This is a genomic window from Nocardiopsis sp. iso_238 (genome assembly GCF_056173325.1).
On record NZ_CM149668.1, the window covers coordinates 3,206,562 to 3,222,719 of the forward strand.

Here is a 16,158-nt window from a genome sequence, read left to right on the forward strand (position 1 = left end):
GGCGTGGCGGCCCACCCGGCCCGTGGTTCAGTCGGAGTGGTCCGCCGCGGCGAGGATCAGGTCGTCCATGCGGGCCAGGGCCGCGTCCAGGGCGTCGATCCGTTCGACGATGCGGCCGCGCTCGTGCACCAGCATGGCCCGCTGTTCGGCGTTGGTGGCCCCGGTCTCGACACACGGGAGGAGCTCGGCGATCCGGCGGCTGGACAGGCCCGCCGCGTAGAACTGCTGGAACAGGCGGACCCGGTCGACGGCCCCCTCGTCGAACTCGCGCTGCCCGCCCGGACCCCGCTCGGAGCGGAGAATGCCCTGTTCCTCGTAGTACCGCAGCGCCCGCACGCTGACTCCGGAACGCCTGGCGACCTCACCGATGCGCACGAATCCCTCCCCGACCCTTGAACCTGACGTTGACGTCAGGTCCTAGTGTCCCGGACATGGACACTTCGTCAACCCGCACCCAGCACTTCGCCGTCGAGGGCTCCGTCGCCCTCGTCACCGGCGCCAACCGCGGTCTCGGCCGACTCTTCGCCAAGCAGCTCGTGGAACGCGGCGCGGCGCGCGTGTACGCCGCCGCCCGCCGCCCGGCGGAGATCGATCTCCCCGGGGTCGTGCCCCTCGAACTCGACATCACCGACGACGCCTCCGTGGGATCGGCCCTGGCACGGGCGGGGGACGTCACCCTGCTCGTGAACAACGCGGGCATCAGCAACTGGACCAACCTCGTGACGAGCGACCTCGCCGCGCTCCGGCAGGAGATGGACACCAACTTCTGGGGCACGCTCGCCATGGTCCGCGCCTTCGCCCCGGTGCTCGGCGCGAACGGCGGCGGCGCGATCCTGAACGTCCTGTCGGCGCAGTCGTGGTTCGCCTTCCCCGGGACCAACGGCTACCACGCGACCAAGGCCGCGCAGTGGGCCCTGACCAACGGCGTCCGGCTGGAACTCGCTGACCAGGGCACCCTGGTGACGGGGCTGCACCTCGGCGCCGTCGACACCGATTTCAGCGCCGCCTACGACGGCCCCAAGGGCGATCCCGGCGACTCGGTCCGCGCCGGGCTCGACGGTCTGACCCGTGGCGCCGTCGAGGTGCTCGCCGACGAGTGGAGCGCCCACGTGAAGCGTTCTCTGGCCGACGATCCGACACGCCTGGCCTCGGAGATCAGCGGCGGAGCCGTGTGAACCGCGCCCGTCGGGCCGCGTGAACGCCGGGTCCGACCCGGCGGGCCGACCCGACACACACCGAGGGCCCACCAGCACGGCGGGCCCTCGGGGCCGGTGTTCGGTCTGGTCCGCGTCAGCCGCGCAGGAGCGCCTGGTGGGCAAGCTCGCGGCACACGACCGCGAAGTCCAGTCCGGCGGCGGCCGCCGCCATCGGGAACGTCGAGGTCTCGGTCAGGCCGGGGGCGACGTTGGTCTCCAGGAAGATGGCCTCGCCGTCGGCGTCCACGATGAGGTCGGTCCGGGAGAAGTCGCGCAGACCCAGGGTGCGGTGGGCGGTCAGGGCCACCTCCGTGGCGGCGGCGACCACGTCCTCGTCCAGCCGGGCCGGGCAGAAGAACTCGGTGCGCCCGGCGGTGTAGCGCGCGGCGTAGTCGTAGACCCCGCCGTCCGGGACGATCTCCACCGGGGGCAGGGCCACGGGGCCGTCGCCGGTGTCGAGGACGCCGATGGCCAGTTCGGTGCCCTGGACCTGCTCCTCCACGAGCGCGGAGTCGCTGTAGGCGAAGCAGGAGACCAGAGCGGTCGACAGGTCGGTGACCGAGGTGACCGGTGTGGCACCGAAGGCCGAGCCGCCGCGGTCGGGCTTGACGAACAGCGGCAGGCCCAGGCGGTCGGTCAGACGGTGCAGCAGGGCCGGGGCGCCCAGGTCGTGGAAGGCCGACTTGGGCAGGGTGGCGCCGCGCGGCACCCGCACGCCCTTCTCGGCGAGCAGGGCCTTGGCGGCGGGCTTGGTGTAGGCCAGGCGGCAGGCGTCGGGCCGGGCGCCCACGTAGGGCACGCCGACCAGCTCCAGGACCTCGCGGATCGCGCCGTCCTCCCCCGCCGCCCCGTGCAGGACGGGGAAGACCACCTGGGGCGGGTCGGCGGCGAGCCGGTTCAACAGCCCGGCGTCGACGTCGGCGACCTGGACCTCGACGTCGAGGCGGCGCAGGGCCTCCGCGACGCTGCGGCCGGAGTGGACGCTCACCTCGTGTTCGGGGGACAGCCCTCCGGCGAGGACGAGGACCCGGTCAAGGTCGGCCACGGCGCGGACCTCCTTCTGTGCTGCGGTCATGGTGCTGTGCCCTTACGAGAGGATGTCAGGGCAGGTCAGGGGTGGGTGCCTGGCTGCCTTCGGTGGGCGTGGAGATCGCGGGACCGAAGGTGTCGCGCAGGTCGATCTCGCCCTCGATCGCGGCCACGAGGCGGCGGACGCCCTCGCGGATCTGTTCGGGGGTGGGGTAGCAGAAGCTGAGGCGCATGCTGTCCCGGCCGCGCCCGTCGGCGTAGAAGCCGGTGCCCGGCACGTAGGCCACGCGCTCGTTGAGGGCGCGCGGCAGCATGGCCTTGGCGTCGATGCCCTCGGGCAGGGTGGCCCACACGAAGAACCCGCCCTCGGGGCGGGTCCACGTGCATCCGGCCGGCATCATCGCCTCCAGGGAACCGAGCATCGCGTCGCGGCGCTCGCTGTACATGGAGTTGAACGCCTTGATCTGTTCCTTCCAGGGGAAGGTGTTCAGGTAGCGGCGCACCACGAGCTGGTTGAACGTGGAGTGGCTGAGCATCGCGGACTCGGCGGCCAGGACCAGTTTGGCGCGCACGGCGGCCGGGGCCAGGGCCCAGCCGATGCGCAGGCCCGGGGAGAGGGTCTTGGAGAGGGAGCCGAGGTAGATGACGTTGCCGCTGCCCTGGGAGTACAGGGTGGGTTCGGGTTCGCCGTCGTAGCGGAGCAGGCCGTAGGGGTTGTCCTCGACCACGAGCACGTCGTGGCGCTCACAGGCCTCCATGACCCGGGCGCGGCGCTCGGCGCTCATGGTGATCCCGGCGGGGTTCTGGAAGTTGGGGATCGTGTAGAAGAACTTGACCGGCCGCCCGTCGAGCTCGGCGCGGACCAGCGCCTCCTCCAGCTCCTCGGGAACCACGCCCTCGTCGTCCATGCCCACGTGGCGGATGTCGGCCTGGAAGGCGGCGAAGGTGTTGATCGCGGTGACGTAGGTGGGGGCCTCGGTGAGGACGACGTCACCGGGGTCGACGAAGACCCGGGTGACCAGGTCCAGGGCCTGCTGGGATCCGACGGTGACGATGACGTCGTCGGGGCTGGCCTGGACGCCCTCCAGGGTCATGTACTCGCAGATCTGCTCGCGCAGGACGGGGTCGCCCTGGGCGGAGCCGTACTGGAGCGCGGTGGCGCCCTCCTCGGAGACGACGTCCTTGACGAGGTCACCGAGCTGTTCGAGGGGCAGGGCGGCCACGTTGGGCATACCGCCCGCCAGGGAGACGATCTCCGGCCGTGAGGCGACCGCGAAGAGTGCCCGGACCTCCGATGCGACCATGCCCTGTGCTCGGAGTGCGTAGCGGCCGACGTGCGGGTCGATACGCGAACCCTGTTGGCTGGGCTGCTGCTCTCGGTGGTCAGCGGACACGATCCACCTCCGAAGGAAGGACGGTCTGTGGGCGGCCGTCGGTGCGGGACGATCAGGGGATCGTCGTTGATCCCCTGGTTCGACGCCGGTCACGGCCCGTTGGTTCACCGTTGGCCCCCTGTGGCGTTCGGGCCGTGGGGAGCCTGGCGGTGCGGTGTTCGGCTGGAGTGAACCGTGGTGGAACACGGTTCGGGAAATGTCCCGAGTCTAGCCCAGCGGCGGTGTCCGCGCGTTCGCGCGGTGTGTGGCCTGCCCTTTCCCGTCGTCGCCCCCACCGGGTGGTTCCGTCGTCTCACCGGGCACGGTACCCACACGCGTGTCCCGACTCACACCGGGTTGACTCGAACATGGCGCACTTTTCACCCTTATATCCTGAGTCGGACATAGGGCACTTAAGCCACATCAGCGACATTGGTTCGGTGGACCAGCGCGCCGGGCACGGCGCCACCGACCCCAGGGGGAAGTCATGGGAGTCCGCTCGACCACCGTCACCGCGTCACTGGCGCTGCTCCTGTGCGCACCGCTCACCTCGTGCACCGCCGACGAGGCACCGGAGCAGAGCCCCGACGCCGCGCTGCTGGAGCTGGAGCGAGCCGCCGACGCCCTGTCCGTGTCGATCCTGCGCCCCGGAGCCGAGCGCGCCTTCGCCCGCAAGGGCCACCCCGTGGCCGCGCCGCTCGAGTGCACCGCCGTACCCGAGGGCGGACCCTCCGCCGGGCCCTCCGAGGACCTGGACGAGGACGCCGTCACGGCGGGCGGCGACCAGGAGGCCGCGGCCGGGGACCAGGAGGGGGCGTCGGGCGAGCAGGCGCGTGGGGGCCGACTGGAGGTGCTGTGCACGGGGCAGAGCCGGGACGGCGAGCAGGTCCTCTTCGAGGGGCGGCTGCTGCGCGAGGCGTTGGCCGAGCGCGAGGTCGGTGACGACAGCCTGCGCGGGGACTTCACCGGCCTGGTCGGTGAGGAGGAGGTCTTCACGATGGACTGCTTCCAGTGCTCGCCCTCGAACGCGGAGCCACCGGAGAAGGACGCGGCGGCCTCCGGGTCGCCCGAGGCGGCCGAGCCGCCCGCCGAGACGGAGTAGTTTCCACGCCCGGCTCCGACGCGTGATGGTACGGCCCGGGGATGCACACATCCCCGGGCCGTACCTTCGTGTGCGCGGTGGCCCCGGAGTCTCCCCCGACACTCCCGGGGCACCAGCCCGTCGGCGCGTCCGCTGTGAGCCCCCGTCACCCCCCTCAAGGCGCGAAGGACGCGGACGCGTCCCGCACCGGTGAACAGCCCGCCGTGCCCTCTCTTGCCCGGAGGCCGCCCACCGGTGTGCGGGCCGCGCAGGAACAGTTGATCCCATTCCCACGGCGTCGGCAACGGTTGCAACAGGTTGCGACGTCATCGCCCAGAGCGATCGAACAGGTCCTCCCTGCGCACGCGCTCCCGTAGTTCCCGCACACCCGGCGCCGACGAACCGGGCAGCAGGTCCACCGACGACTCCGGGGAGAGCACCCGGACCCGCACGTCGTCGGAGAAGCGGTAGGGGCGGCTCTCGATCACCCCGCCCAGGTTGCGCCGCACCCGGGAGAGCTCGGCCCGTACGGTCACCACGTGCTGGTCGGATCCGAACACGTCATGGGAGAGCTGTGTCCCGGTACGTCCGTCGCGGTGGACGGCCAGCAGGAGGAGGAGCTCGGTGTGGCGCGGGGACAGGCGCTGCGACCACTCGCCGCTGTCCCCCGCCACCGACACGGTGGCGGAGCCGGACCGGGTCAGGTCCAGGGTGACGGTGGAGGGCACGGCCCGGTCCCCCGGGCTGGGACGGATCAGCCAACCACCGGGCAACGGTTCCAGGGCGCACTCCCCCAACGCCGGAAGCCACGCGGTCCCGCCCTCGCAGTGTTTGGGCAGCAGCACCCGCCGGACCGGCTCCATGTGGACGGCCGCGGCGGTCCAGCCGGTGTCGTCCACCACCAGCGCGGGCCGGGAGAGCCCCGCCAGCAGCGGCGCGGCCACCGAGCGCAGCCGCTCCAGGTGGCTGTGGTGCAGGCCTTGGAGGTGCGCCTCGGCCAGCTGGGCGACCGCGTTGACCAGGGCCAGGGTGGTGGGGTGGACGGTGGAGACCGGGCCGGTGACGTCGATGGCACCGAGCAGGCGCCCGTCACGGGGGTCGTGCACGGGGGCACAGGCGCAGGTGAGGGCGTGCAGGCTGCGCACGTAGTGCTCGGCGGAGTAGACCTGGAGCGGGCGCCCCACCACGAGCGCGGTACCGATGGCGTTGGTGCCCACGCTGCCCTCGTTCCAGAAGGCGCCCTCCACCAGGCCGACCCGGTCCCCGACCGTGCGCATCCGGCGCGAGCCCTCCCGCCACAGCACCTGCCCGGACGCGTCCGTCACCAGCATGATGTGCTCGGCCTCGTCGGCCACCGACACCAGGGAGCGGCGGATCAACGGGAGCACCTCGGAGATGGGTGAGGCGTCCCGGTAGCGTTGGAGTTCGTCCAGCCGGGCCATCCTGGGCGGCGGCGCGCTGTCCGGGTCGATACCGAACTGGCGCATGCGCCCCCAGGAGTCCTCGATCACCGGGCGCAGGGGCGCGGGTTGCGGCCTCCCGGTGAGCAGCGCGTCGTGGACACGTCGGAGCAGGACGGCGTGCTCGCGGGCGTTGGCCCCGGAGGGCAGCGCGGTGTCCAACCGGGGGAAACGTACGCCCTGGCCACGGCCCAGGGACTGGCCCCGCCCACTCACAGCGGACTCCGGCGGAGCGCGGTCGCGCCGCGGAGGCGGTCCCCGGCGACGTGGCGCCACCAGTCGGGTGGGGCCTCGGGCCCGACCACCCCGCGCCCGCCCGTGGACCGGAACCCACTCAGCTGGTCACTAGCGATCATGTGGGCCCCCAGGTCCTCAGGTTCGTCAAGGAGAACCCCAGTTTCCTGGTTCGGGTCGGGCGGGGCCAACGGAACCGCGAGACGCGTTCTATTCGGAGGGTCTTTCGGGCGGCTCCTTCCGATTCCTGTGGGGATCAGCGGCGACTGAGCCTCGCTGTTCACCACGGTTCCTCCACGGGAAGGCATCGCACCACCGGAGTTCTCGAACACGCGACCCGGGCGTGGGCGTGGCCGGAAGCGGCCACCCGCTCCACTGGGCGGAGTTCTTCTGCTATAGGGGTCGCCCGTCGGGCTCGGAACCGGTATGGCGGGTGAGGGCGAACCACAGGCGCATGCGTTGTTCGGCGTCGGCCAGGTCCACGTCCAGGTCCCGTTCGATGCGACCGATCCGGTAGCGGACGCTGTTGCGGTGCACTCCCAGGTCGGCGGCGGCGCGGTCCCAGTTGCCGTGGCGGGCCAACCAGGTGCGCAGGGTCTCCCGCAGTGTCCGGGCGGCCGCGGTGTCCCGGGCCAGCGGCCCCAGGAGCGCGCGGCTGAGATCCTCGGCCCCGGCCGGATCCAGGAGGGTGTCGAAGGGGTCGGCGCCCTCACCCCAGAGCCGCGAAGCCCCCAGGACGCGGGCGCGGACCAGTAGTGCCGCCGCCTGGCGGTCGGCCCGGGGCAGTTCGCGCGGCGGCACGGGCGGGCTGAGGGCGGCGATCCACCCACGGGACCCGAGCAGGTCCAGGTGCTCCCTGTGGGCCTCCTCGCCCCGGTCCGCGAGCACCGCGCGCACGGTGTCCTCCGGGTGCGTGCCGCCGTCGGACGCGCGTACGCGGTCGACCAGGTGTGTGCCCAGCGACGGGCCCGCCGCCCCGGTGCCGTCGGCCGCCGGGGGCCGGGCCCGCAGCACGCGGTGGAGTCCGGTCGCGTCCGTTGGTCCCCCGGGGGCGGTGAGCCCGGTGAGCAGGGGCAGTGCCGCCTCGTCCAACTCACCGTCCAGGAGGAGGCCGGTGAGCAGCCTGCCGGGGACGGCGGAGGTGTCGTCGACCGTGCGGGCGAGCAGGTCGAGCAGGGCCGTGGCGGTGCGCAGGACGGCGCGGTCAGTGATGCCCAGGGGTTCGGGGCGGCCCACGAGGACCACGCCCCAGGGCGGGGAGCCGACGGTGTGGAGGAAGACCTCGTCGGGATCGCTGGGGGCCTTGGCGCCGCGCGGCCCCGCCGGTGCGGTGAGCCGGTCGAGCAGGGGGCGCAGGTCGGGGGCGACGGTGCGGGGCGCGCCGGGGGTGCGGTGGGCGGGTGCGGCGGGGTCCGTGGGTTCCAGGGCCGCCCAGCCGCCGAGGGCGTCGGCCAGCACGGCGAGGACCCGTTCCACGGGGGCGGCGGCGGTGGCCGCGCGGGCCAGCCCCTGATGGGCCTCACCGAGTCGGCGCACGTCGCGCAGGTGGCGTTCGGCCAGTTCCTCACCGACCGCCCGGCTGACCGCCGCGAAGGCGGTGGAGCCGGGCACCTCCACCAGCGGCAGCCGCTGGGCACGGCACTCCTCGACCAGGAGCACGGGCACGGTGACGTGGACCGGGGCGACTCCGAAGCCGACGGCGGCGACCCCCGCGCGCACCAGGGAGGCCACGTACGCGCGCGCCTCCTCCCGGGTGTCGGGCAGGTTGACCCCGGCGGTGAGGAGGAGTTCACCGCCGCGCAGGTAGGCGGCGGGTTCGACCATCTCGCTGGCCACGGCCCAGGTGACGCCCGGGTCGCCCGCCTCGACCACGGTGGTCAGGGCGAGGTCGCGGCGGCCCGTGACCACGCTCAGGGGCACGTCGTGGCTGTCCGCCGCACCCGTAGCACCGACCATGTGTCCCCCTCCCCCGCGCACCACGCGCGTCCTTTGGATGGTTCATCCAAAGAACGGAGCCGCCTCGTACGGTTCGGCCACTGGAGCGGAGCCTAGCCGCTCCCTACGCTGGCCGTGACCGAGCCCGCGACAGGAACGGACCAGATGAACAGCCCGATCGGACCCATTGACTCCAGCCTCGTCCCCCGCTTCGCGGGCCCGGCGACCTTCGCGCGGCTGCCCCGGATCGACCAGGTCGAACACGCCGACGTGGCCGTCGTGGGAGTCCCCTTCGACACCGGGGTGTCCTACCGGCCCGGGGCCCGCTTCGGGCCGTCCGCGATCCGCGAGGCCAGCCGCCTGCTGCGCCCGTACAACCCGGGCCTGGACGTGGCCCCCTTCGAGCGCCTCCAGGTGGTGGACGGCGGGGACATCGCCGTGAACCCGTTCTCCGTCGGGGACGCCGTGGAGACCCTGGACCAGGGCGCCTCCGCGTTCGTCGACGCCGGGACCCGGCTGGTCACCCTGGGCGGGGACCACACCATCGCGCTGCCGCTGCTGCGTTCGCTGTACCGCAAGCACGGTCCGATCGCCCTGCTGCACTTCGACGCCCACCTGGACACCTGGGACACCTACTTCGGTGAGCCCTACACACACGGCACCCCGTTCCGCCGGGCCGTGGAGGAGGGGCTCCTCGACACCGAGGCGATCGCGCACGTGGGCACGCGGGGACCGCTGTACGGCAAGCGCGACCTGGAGGAGGACCGCCGCTTCGGATTCGGGATCGTCACCGCCGCCGACGTCATGCGCAAGGGTGTGGACGAGGTCGCCGACGCCCTGCGCCAGCGCATCGGGAACCGTCCGCTGTACGTGTCCGTGGACATCGACGTCCTGGACCCGGCGCACGCCCCCGGCACCGGCACGCCCGAGGCCGGTGGCCTGACCAGCCGCGAGCTCCTGGAGATCCTGCGCGGGCTGGCCGACCTGAACCTGGTCGGCGCCGACGTGGTCGAGGTCGCCCCGGCCTACGACCACGCCCAGATCACCTCGACGGCCGCCTCGCACGTGGCCTACGACCTGGTCGGTCTGCTGGCCCTGAACCACCAGCGGAGGTCCGAGGGCTAGGTCGTGTTCTTGGATCATTCCGCGCGCGACCGGCGGCGGCCCCGCTCAGGAGCCCGCGGGGTGGCGTTCGCGCAGGTGCGACCAGGTGAGCGCGGTGACGTGCCCGGCCATGGTGTCGGGCGTCTCGTCGGGGTGGTCCAGCAGCCAGTCCGCGAAGGCGTCGGCCGTGCTCACCGCGACGCGCGCGAGCAGTTGGGCGTCGCGGGGTTCGAGGGTGCCGTAGCCGTCCCGGGTACAGGAGGTGATGAGCTCGGCCACCTCGGAGGTGACGCGGTCACGCATCCGGGTGGTCTCGCCGGCGAAGGGCTCGCCCTGGACGGCGGCGCGCCGGTAGAGGACGGTCCAGCTCTCACGGTTGTCCACGACGAAGGTGAAGAAGGCCTGGATCCCCCGGCGCAGCGGGTCGTCGCCCTCGGGCGCGCCGGGGTCGTGGACGGCGGATCGGACCGCCTCGACCAGCCGCTCCATCTCCCGGCGGACGCAGGCGACGAAGATGCCCTCCTTGGACCCCAGGTAGTGGTACACGGTCGGCTTGGAGGTCCCGGCGGCCGCCGCGATCTCGTCCACGCTGACCGTGCGGTAGTCGCCGCGCGAGAACACGGAGACGGCGGCGTCGATCAGCTGCTGTTCCCTGACACCGCGCGGAAGTCTGCGTTGTTTGGTCGTCACGTGAACCGAGCCTAAGGGGGTCGGTGGTCACGGCCGCGGGTCGTTGGTCCGGGGCCGCCGGACCGGCTCCGGCACGGAGGTGCGGGGCGGGCGTGACCTGTGCGGCCTCGGCCACGCCGGGTCGGGCACGTGGCGCATCCCACAGCGCGGAGGCCGGGGCGGACACCGCGTACCCGCGGTATCCGCCCGGCGCCGGTCCCCGGGCGGGTCACCGCGTGGGCGCGTCCCTCAGTTCGAGGGTGCAGCACTTGGCCCCGCCACCGGCCTTGCGCAGCTCGTCCAGCTCGACCGGGTGGACCGTGAGGCCCTCCGCCCGCAGGCGGTCCGCGAGCCCGACGGCCTCGGCGGCGATGACCACGTCACGGCCGTCGCAGACGGCGTTGAGCCCGAGGACCGAGGCGTCCTCCTCCGTGGCGATGAGCGCGTTCGGGAAGAGCGAGCGCAGCACCCTGAGACTGCCCTCGGAGAAGGCGCCGGGGTAGTAGGCGATCCGGTCGCCCGACAGGGCGAACAGCGCGGTGTCCAGGTGGTAGAAGCGCGGGTCGACCAGTTGCAGGGTGACGACCGGGCGGCCCAGCAGGCGTTCGGCCTCCTGGTGCGCGGCGGCCTCGGTGCGGAACCCGGTGGCGGCCAGGATGACGTCGTCGAGGGTGATGAAGTCGCCCTCGCCCTCGTTGACGTACTTGGGCTCCAGGGTCTCGGTGTACCCCTCCTGGCGGAACCAGTCCAGGTAGGCCGGACCCTCCGGTGTGCGTTCGGCGCTGGCGAACCGGGCGCCGTAGACGCGGCCGTTCACGACCAGGGCGCCGTTGGCGGCGAAGACCATGTCGGGCAGCCCCTCGATCGGCGCGATCTCGCTGACCCGGTGGCCGAGGGACCGGTAGAGGTCCCGCAGGCCCTCCCACTGGCGGATGGCGCGGGGGCGGTCCACCCCGGCCGCCGGGTCCATCCAGGGGTTGATCGCGTACTCCACCGCGAAGTAGGTGGGACGGCACATCAGGTAGTGCCGTCGTGGGAGCGCGGCCACGGGGCCGTCGGGTCGAGCCATGGAACCTCCCCGTCGAGGTGTACCGGAGACCGAGCGGCGCGCGCTGGTCCGAGCCCTGACCACACCGCGGCCTCCGGCGGACAGAGGGGAGATACCCGCCCCGAAGCCCCGCCAACACAGGCTTTCCGCAAAGGGGGGCCCTCGGCGCCCGACAGGCGACACGGCTCTCGGGGAGGCGCACCCGGGCAGGAGACCGACCGGCCGGTATTGCTAGGGTCGCGGGACTTCCGCGATTGGAGAGCTCACCATGAGTACGACCGTCAGGGCAGCCGTCTTCCTCGCCACCGGTGCTCCCCCCGAGATCCGCGACGTCGTCCTGCCGGAACCGGGCCCCGGCCAGGCGCGGGTCCGGATGGTCGCGGCGGGCGTGTGCCACTCCGACCTCTCGCTGTCCGACGGAACCCTCCCGCAGACCTGGCCCGCCGTGCTCGGCCACGAGGGCGCGGGCACCGTGGAGGCGGTCGGCCCCGGGGTGACCGGGGTCGTGCCGGGCCAGCAGGTGATCCTGAACTGGGCACCGGCCTGCCGGGTCTGCTGGTTCTGTGAACAGGGCGAACCCCACCTGTGCGAGCGCGCGCTGGACGGAACGCTCTCCCCCTACGCCGAGCTCGCCGACGGCACGCCCGTCTACCCGGGGCTGAACACGGGTGCCTTCGCCGAGGCCACGGTGGTGCCGGTCAGCGCCCTGGTGCCGCTGCCGCAGGGCGTCGACCCGGCGGTCGCGGCGGTGCTGGGCTGCGCCGTGATCACCGGCTGGGGCGCGGTGAACAACGCCGCGAAGGTGCGCCCGGGCCAGTCCGCGCTCGTCCTGGGCATGGGCGGGGTGGGTCTGTCGCTCCTCCAGGCGGCCCGGATCGCCGGCGCGGACCCCCTGATCGCGGTGGACGTCTCCCCGGAGAAGGAGGACCTGGCCCGCTCGCTGGGTGCCACCGACTTCCTGGTCGCGGGCCCGGACACCCACCGGACCGTGCGGGGACTCACCGCCGGGCGCGGGGTCGACCACGCCTTCGAGGTGGTGGGCCGGGCCGAGGTGGTGCGCACCGCGTGGAACTCGTCGCGGCGGGGCGGGACGGTGACGGTGGTGGGTGTGGGTTCGCACCGGGACGAGGTGTCCTTCAGCGCCCTGGAGCTGTTCCACCAGGCCCGCACGCTCCAGGGCTGTGTGTACGGGTCCTCCGACCCGGCCCGGGACATCCCGTTGCTCGCGGAGCCGGTCCGCTCCGGTGACCTGCGCCTGGCCGCCATGGTCACCGACGAGATCCCGCTGGAGGGCGTTCCCGGCGCCTTCGAGCGCATGCGCCGGGGGCGGGGGGGACGGTCGCTGATCCGGTTCGGCTCCTGAGCGGACGGGGCGCCGGGCCCGGACGGCGGGCGCCCTCGGGGGGTCAGCGGTCGGCCGTTCTCCCTCCGGGGCGCTCGACCGGCTCCCCGTGGGCGTCCAGCAGGGTCACCTGGACCTCGGGCAGGGGGCGGGCCCGGCCGGGCACCGGGAGCCCGACCAGCGGCCGCTGGGTGCCCAGGACGACCGTCCAGTAGGCCGCCCCGACCAGGACCGGCCCGACCAGGGATCCGGGCAGGACGATCGTGTAGACCAGCAGGCCGAGCACGGCCAGCAGGGTCTGCGTCCAGAGCGTCTCACCGCCGCCGCCCACGTGCTGCCAGCCCAGGAGCAGGGCCAGCACCGTCACCACGAGGGGCACGGAGTCGAAGGCGAGCGTCATCACCGGCAGGAGCACCGTGTAGACGACGAGCACGTCGGACAGCACCCCCAGGGCGCGGCCGACGGCCAGGGCCGTGAACTCGCGCCGGTCGCCGGGCAGTTGGAGGACGCGGAACCAGTCCTCCTCGGGCAGGGGCCTCCCGGAGCGGACGCGGCGCAGGAGCGCGCGGTTCGACCGGGCCAGGTGCAGGAGGTACGCCAGGAAACCGCCCACGAGAACGGTGCCCGCCAGGGCGAGGACCGGTTCGGGGAGGTCGCCGGGGACCGGCGCCGACCAGCCGAGGTCCGCGACGGACACCCCGTCGGCGGTACCCACGAAGGCCATCGCCAGCAGGACCTCGACGAGCAGGAACCAGGCACCGGCGCGGAGGCCGTCCGCGTGGTGGGTGGTGTGCGGACCCGTGCCGCGCTCGCACCGCGCGGCGGCCCAGGACCGGGCCAACGGGGGCGACACCACGGAGTACGCGAGCAGGACGAGCGCCACGACGGTGGCCACCGGGCCGGGATCGAGGGTCGGGGGTTGGAAGTACACGGGGAACCTTCTCGGGAGGACGCGCTCGATGACCCGTGATGGTCCGAGGCAACGAACCTCGGGTGCGCGACAGCGAGATTCTGTCCGAACAATCACCTTTTGTCACACCTGGGCTTGTCACCCCCTGACAAAGGATGTGGCGGCGGACACACACCGGACTTGTCGCACGATCCAGGCCGGTGCACAGTCGACACCATCACGCACGCCGCGCCCGCGGGGCGCGGACGACCCCCGAGGAGAACCACATGGGTACCGGAGTCGACCAGGCCGACGTCGTCGTCGTGGGGGCGGGGCTGGCCGGACTGGCCGCCACGGCGGAACTGGCCGACGCCGGGAAGCGGGTGATCCTGCTGGACCAGGAGCCCGAGCAGTCGCTCGGCGGACAGGCCTTCTGGTCGTTCGGGGGGCTGTTCTTCGTCGACTCCCCCGAACAACGGCGCATGGGCATCAGGGACTCCAAGGAGCTGGCCCTCCAGGACTGGATGGGAACCGCCGCCTTCGACCGCCCCGAGGACGCGTGGCCGCGCAGGTGGGCCGAGGCCTACGTGGACTTCGCCGCCGGGGAGAAGTACTCGTGGCTGCGCCAGCAGGGCCTCAAGGTCTTCCCGCTGGTGGGGTGGGCGGAGCGCGGCGGCTACCTCGCGGACGGGCACGGTAACTCGGTACCGCGCTTCCACATCACGTGGGGCACCGGACCGGGCGTGGTCGAACCCTTCGAACGCCGGGTCCGCGCGGCAGCCGAGCGCGGCCTGGTCTCGCTGCGCTTCCGCCACCGGGTGGACGGTCTGGTCGTGACCGACGGAACCGTCACCGGGGTGCGCGGCGCGGTGCTGGCCCCCAGCGACGTGGAACGGGGACGGGCCAGCAGCCGCGAGTCCGTGGGCGAGTTCGAGATCGGCGCGCAGGCCGTCATCGTGACCGCGGGGGGAATCGGCGCCAACCACGACCTGGTCCGCCGGAACTGGCCGGAGCGGCTGGGCACCGCGCCCCGGCACATGCTGTCGGGGGTGCCCGCCCACGTGGACGGTCGCATGCTCGGCATCACGGAGGAGGCCGGCGGCGAGATCATCAACCGGGACCGGATGTGGCACTACACCGAGGGCATCCAGAACTGGGACCCGGTCTGGGCGGGACACGGCATCCGTATCCTGCCCGGCCCGTCGTCGCTGTGGCTGGACGCGACCGGTCGGCGGCTGCCCGCCCCGTACTTCCCCGGGTTCGACACGCTGGGCACGCTGGACCACATCATGAGGAGCGGCCACGAGTACACGTGGTTCGTGCTGTCCCAGAAGATCATCGAGAAGGAGTTCGGGCTCTCGGGCTCCGAGCAGAACCCCGACCTGACCGGGAGGGACGTGAAGCTGGTCCTCCAGCGGGTGCTCCCCGGCGCCCCGGGACCGGTGGAGGCCTTCAAGCAGAACGGGGCCGACTTCGTGGTCGCGGACCGGCTGCCCGAGCTGATCCGGAAGATGAGGGAGGTCGCGGGCGACGACGTCCTCGACGCCGACACGGTGACCCGCGAGGTGGTGGCCCGCGACCGGGAGATGGTCAACACCTTCACCAAGGACCTCCAGGTCATGGCGATCCACGGCGCCCGCAACTACCGGGGGGACCGGCTCGCCCGTGTGGCCAGACCCCACCAGATCCTCGATCCCAAGGCCGGTCCGCTGATCGCGGTGCGCCTGCACGTCCTCACCCGCAAGACCCTCGGGGGCCTGCACACCGACCTGGACGCCCGCGTGCTCCGGGCCGACGGCACGCCTCTGCCGGGGGTGTACGCGGCCGGTGAGGTGGCGGGGTTCGGCGGCGGCGGCGTGCACGGCTACCGGTCCCTGGAGGGCACCTTCCTGGGCGGCTGCCTCTTCTCCGGCCGCACGGCGGGCAGGGCCGCCGCGGCCGCCCTGGGCTAGGCGCGGCGAGGGGGCGGGTACGGCGGGTACGTACCCTCCCCTTCCACTGGTTTACGGGCAGACCCGAGAAGCGAATGATGTGGTCACTTACTCGCGAATTTCGCTATTCCCGCACGGAGCGGCCAAAGGGTCCGACACGCTGGTCTCCATGCGACCAAGGAGGCATCATGAGTGTCATGACTACCGGCGAAACGGACCCGGAACCGACACGACTCACTGTGGACGACCTGCAACGCACGCCGGACGACGGACGGCGGTACGAGCTGGTCGACGGGAGGCTTGACGTGTCTCCCGCTCCCGTGTTCCTGCACAGCCGGGTCGAATCTCGGCTCGGCTTTCATCTGAGCGCCGTGGCACCGGTGGACTTCGAGGTGGTGACCGCGCCCGGCATCAACTTCAACGCCGACCGGACCCACCACCGAATTCCGGACCTGGTGGTCATTCGCGCGGAGGATGCCGAGAGTCCGTACCTGACCAGGCCCCCGCTCTTGGCAGTGGAAGTGGTGTCACCGGAGAGCGTCCTTCGGGACCACCACACCAAGAAGCACGAGTACGCAGCCTTCGGTATCCCCTCGTACTGGCTGATCACCCCCGACCCCAACGCCCCAAGCATCATCGAGCTGCGGCTCAAGGACGGTGAGTACACGGAGGTGGCGGCGGCGTTCGGTAAGGACGTCCTCGACACCGATCTGCCGTTCCCGGTACGGGTCGCACCCCAGTGGCTGCTCCGCAGTGACGGAGACTGGCGGGAACACGTCGGAGGACCGAGGGAGGCGGATGAGACGCACGCGGAGCAGGAGACGGAGAAGCCGGAGAACGACGCCTAGACGCCCGACCCACGACTGG

Annotated in this window: 14 protein-coding genes; 6 read left to right on the forward strand and 8 right to left on the reverse strand. The window is 72.7% G+C overall.

The features are described from left to right. Positions 1-27 precede the first annotated feature (27 nt). Positions 28-375, reverse strand: coding sequence for a MerR family transcriptional regulator (locus AC0VYL_RS14425; RefSeq protein WP_475453239.1), 348 nt, complete (start codon positions 373-375; stop codon positions 28-30). A 56-nt stretch (positions 376-431) separates the two neighbouring features. On the opposite strand from AC0VYL_RS14425, the gene AC0VYL_RS14430 reads away from it, so the two are divergent. After that, positions 432-1,175, forward strand: a complete 744-nt coding sequence (locus AC0VYL_RS14430; protein ID WP_475480440.1) for an SDR family oxidoreductase — start codon at positions 432-434, stop codon at positions 1,173-1,175. A gap of 115 nt (positions 1,176-1,290) precedes the next feature. Here AC0VYL_RS14430 and AC0VYL_RS14435 read toward each other — a convergent pair whose 3' ends face one another. Together AC0VYL_RS14435 and AC0VYL_RS14440 are read right to left on the reverse strand one after the other, a co-directional pair. Further along, positions 1,291-2,241, reverse strand: a complete 951-nt coding sequence (locus AC0VYL_RS14435; protein ID WP_475483514.1) for a D-alanine--D-alanine ligase family protein — start codon at positions 2,239-2,241, stop codon at positions 1,291-1,293. A 55-nt stretch (positions 2,242-2,296) separates the two neighbouring features. Continuing rightward, positions 2,297-3,529, reverse strand: a complete 1,233-nt coding sequence (locus AC0VYL_RS14440; RefSeq protein WP_475463071.1) for an aminotransferase-like domain-containing protein — start codon at positions 3,527-3,529, stop codon at positions 2,297-2,299. Positions 3,530-4,085: 556 nt separating this feature from the next. On the opposite strand from AC0VYL_RS14440, the gene AC0VYL_RS14445 reads away from it, so the two are divergent. Further along, complete coding sequence (locus AC0VYL_RS14445; RefSeq protein WP_475453245.1) at positions 4,086-4,700, forward strand: hypothetical protein; 615 nt, start codon at positions 4,086-4,088, stop codon at positions 4,698-4,700. A gap of 305 nt (positions 4,701-5,005) precedes the next feature. On the opposite strand, the gene AC0VYL_RS14450 is transcribed toward AC0VYL_RS14445, so the two are convergent. Next, positions 5,006-6,355, reverse strand: coding sequence for a GAF domain-containing protein (locus AC0VYL_RS14450; protein WP_475480441.1), 1,350 nt, complete (start codon positions 6,353-6,355; stop codon positions 5,006-5,008). A 411-nt stretch (positions 6,356-6,766) separates the two neighbouring features. Then, positions 6,767-8,329 (reverse strand): PucR family transcriptional regulator, encoded by a 1,563-nt coding sequence (locus AC0VYL_RS14455; protein ID WP_475480442.1) that lies wholly within the window; start codon positions 8,327-8,329, stop codon positions 6,767-6,769. Positions 8,330-8,473: 144 nt separating this feature from the next. Here AC0VYL_RS14455 and speB point away from each other — a divergent pair, with 144 nt between their 5' ends. Continuing rightward, the gene (speB, locus tag AC0VYL_RS14460) at positions 8,474-9,433 is read left to right on the forward strand and encodes an agmatinase (protein WP_475453251.1); all 960 of its coding nucleotides are present in this window, start codon (positions 8,474-8,476) and stop codon (positions 9,431-9,433) included. 45 nt (positions 9,434-9,478) lie between these two features. Here speB and AC0VYL_RS14465 read toward each other — a convergent pair whose 3' ends face one another. Next, positions 9,479-10,102 (reverse strand): TetR/AcrR family transcriptional regulator, encoded by a 624-nt coding sequence (locus AC0VYL_RS14465; protein WP_475453253.1) that lies wholly within the window; start codon positions 10,100-10,102, stop codon positions 9,479-9,481. A 208-nt stretch (positions 10,103-10,310) separates the two neighbouring features. Next, the gene (gene ddaH / locus AC0VYL_RS14470) at positions 10,311-11,150 is read right to left on the reverse strand and encodes a dimethylargininase (RefSeq protein ID WP_475480443.1); all 840 of its coding nucleotides are present in this window, start codon (positions 11,148-11,150) and stop codon (positions 10,311-10,313) included. Positions 11,151-11,397: 247 nt separating this feature from the next. Between ddaH and AC0VYL_RS14475 the strand changes: the two genes are divergently transcribed. After that, a complete protein-coding gene (locus AC0VYL_RS14475) occupies positions 11,398-12,492 on the forward strand; it encodes an alcohol dehydrogenase catalytic domain-containing protein (RefSeq protein WP_475453257.1) in 1,095 nt (364 codons plus the stop codon). Positions 12,493-12,535: 43 nt separating this feature from the next. Here the strand turns inward: AC0VYL_RS14475 and AC0VYL_RS14480 are convergent, their stop codons facing one another. Next, entirely contained in the window at positions 12,536-13,402 is an 867-nt protein-coding gene (locus AC0VYL_RS14480; RefSeq protein WP_475480444.1) for a hypothetical protein, read from the reverse strand. A 245-nt stretch (positions 13,403-13,647) separates the two neighbouring features. On the opposite strand from AC0VYL_RS14480, the gene AC0VYL_RS14485 reads away from it, so the two are divergent. Beyond that, entirely contained in the window at positions 13,648-15,312 is a 1,665-nt protein-coding gene (locus AC0VYL_RS14485; protein ID WP_475453261.1) for an FAD-binding dehydrogenase, read from the forward strand. A gap of 167 nt (positions 15,313-15,479) precedes the next feature. Further along, complete coding sequence (locus AC0VYL_RS14490) at positions 15,480-16,139, forward strand: Uma2 family endonuclease (protein WP_475480445.1); 660 nt, start codon at positions 15,480-15,482, stop codon at positions 16,137-16,139. Positions 16,140-16,158: the final 19 nt, after the last annotated feature.

Coding starts and splice junctions, on each gene's coding strand:
- AC0VYL_RS14485 (WP_475453261.1), top strand. CDS start 13,648: ATGGGTACCGGAGTCGACCAGGCCGACGTCGTCGTCGTGGGGGCGGGG.
- speB (WP_475453251.1), top strand. CDS start 8,474: ATGAACAGCCCGATCGGACCCATTGACTCCAGCCTCGTCCCCCGCTTC.
- AC0VYL_RS14475 (WP_475453257.1), top strand. CDS start 11,398: ATGAGTACGACCGTCAGGGCAGCCGTCTTCCTCGCCACCGGTGCTCCC.
- AC0VYL_RS14455 (WP_475480442.1), bottom strand. CDS start 8,329: ATGGTCGGTGCTACGGGTGCGGCGGACAGCCACGACGTGCCCCTGAGC.
- AC0VYL_RS14440 (WP_475463071.1), bottom strand. CDS start 3,529: ATGGTCGCATCGGAGGTCCGGGCACTCTTCGCGGTCGCCTCACGGCCG.
- AC0VYL_RS14445 (WP_475453245.1), top strand. CDS start 4,086: ATGGGAGTCCGCTCGACCACCGTCACCGCGTCACTGGCGCTGCTCCTG.
- AC0VYL_RS14430 (WP_475480440.1), top strand. CDS start 432: ATGGACACTTCGTCAACCCGCACCCAGCACTTCGCCGTCGAGGGCTCC.
- ddaH (WP_475480443.1), bottom strand. CDS start 11,150: ATGGCTCGACCCGACGGCCCCGTGGCCGCGCTCCCACGACGGCACTAC.
- AC0VYL_RS14490 (WP_475480445.1), top strand. CDS start 15,480: ATGAGTGTCATGACTACCGGCGAAACGGACCCGGAACCGACACGACTC.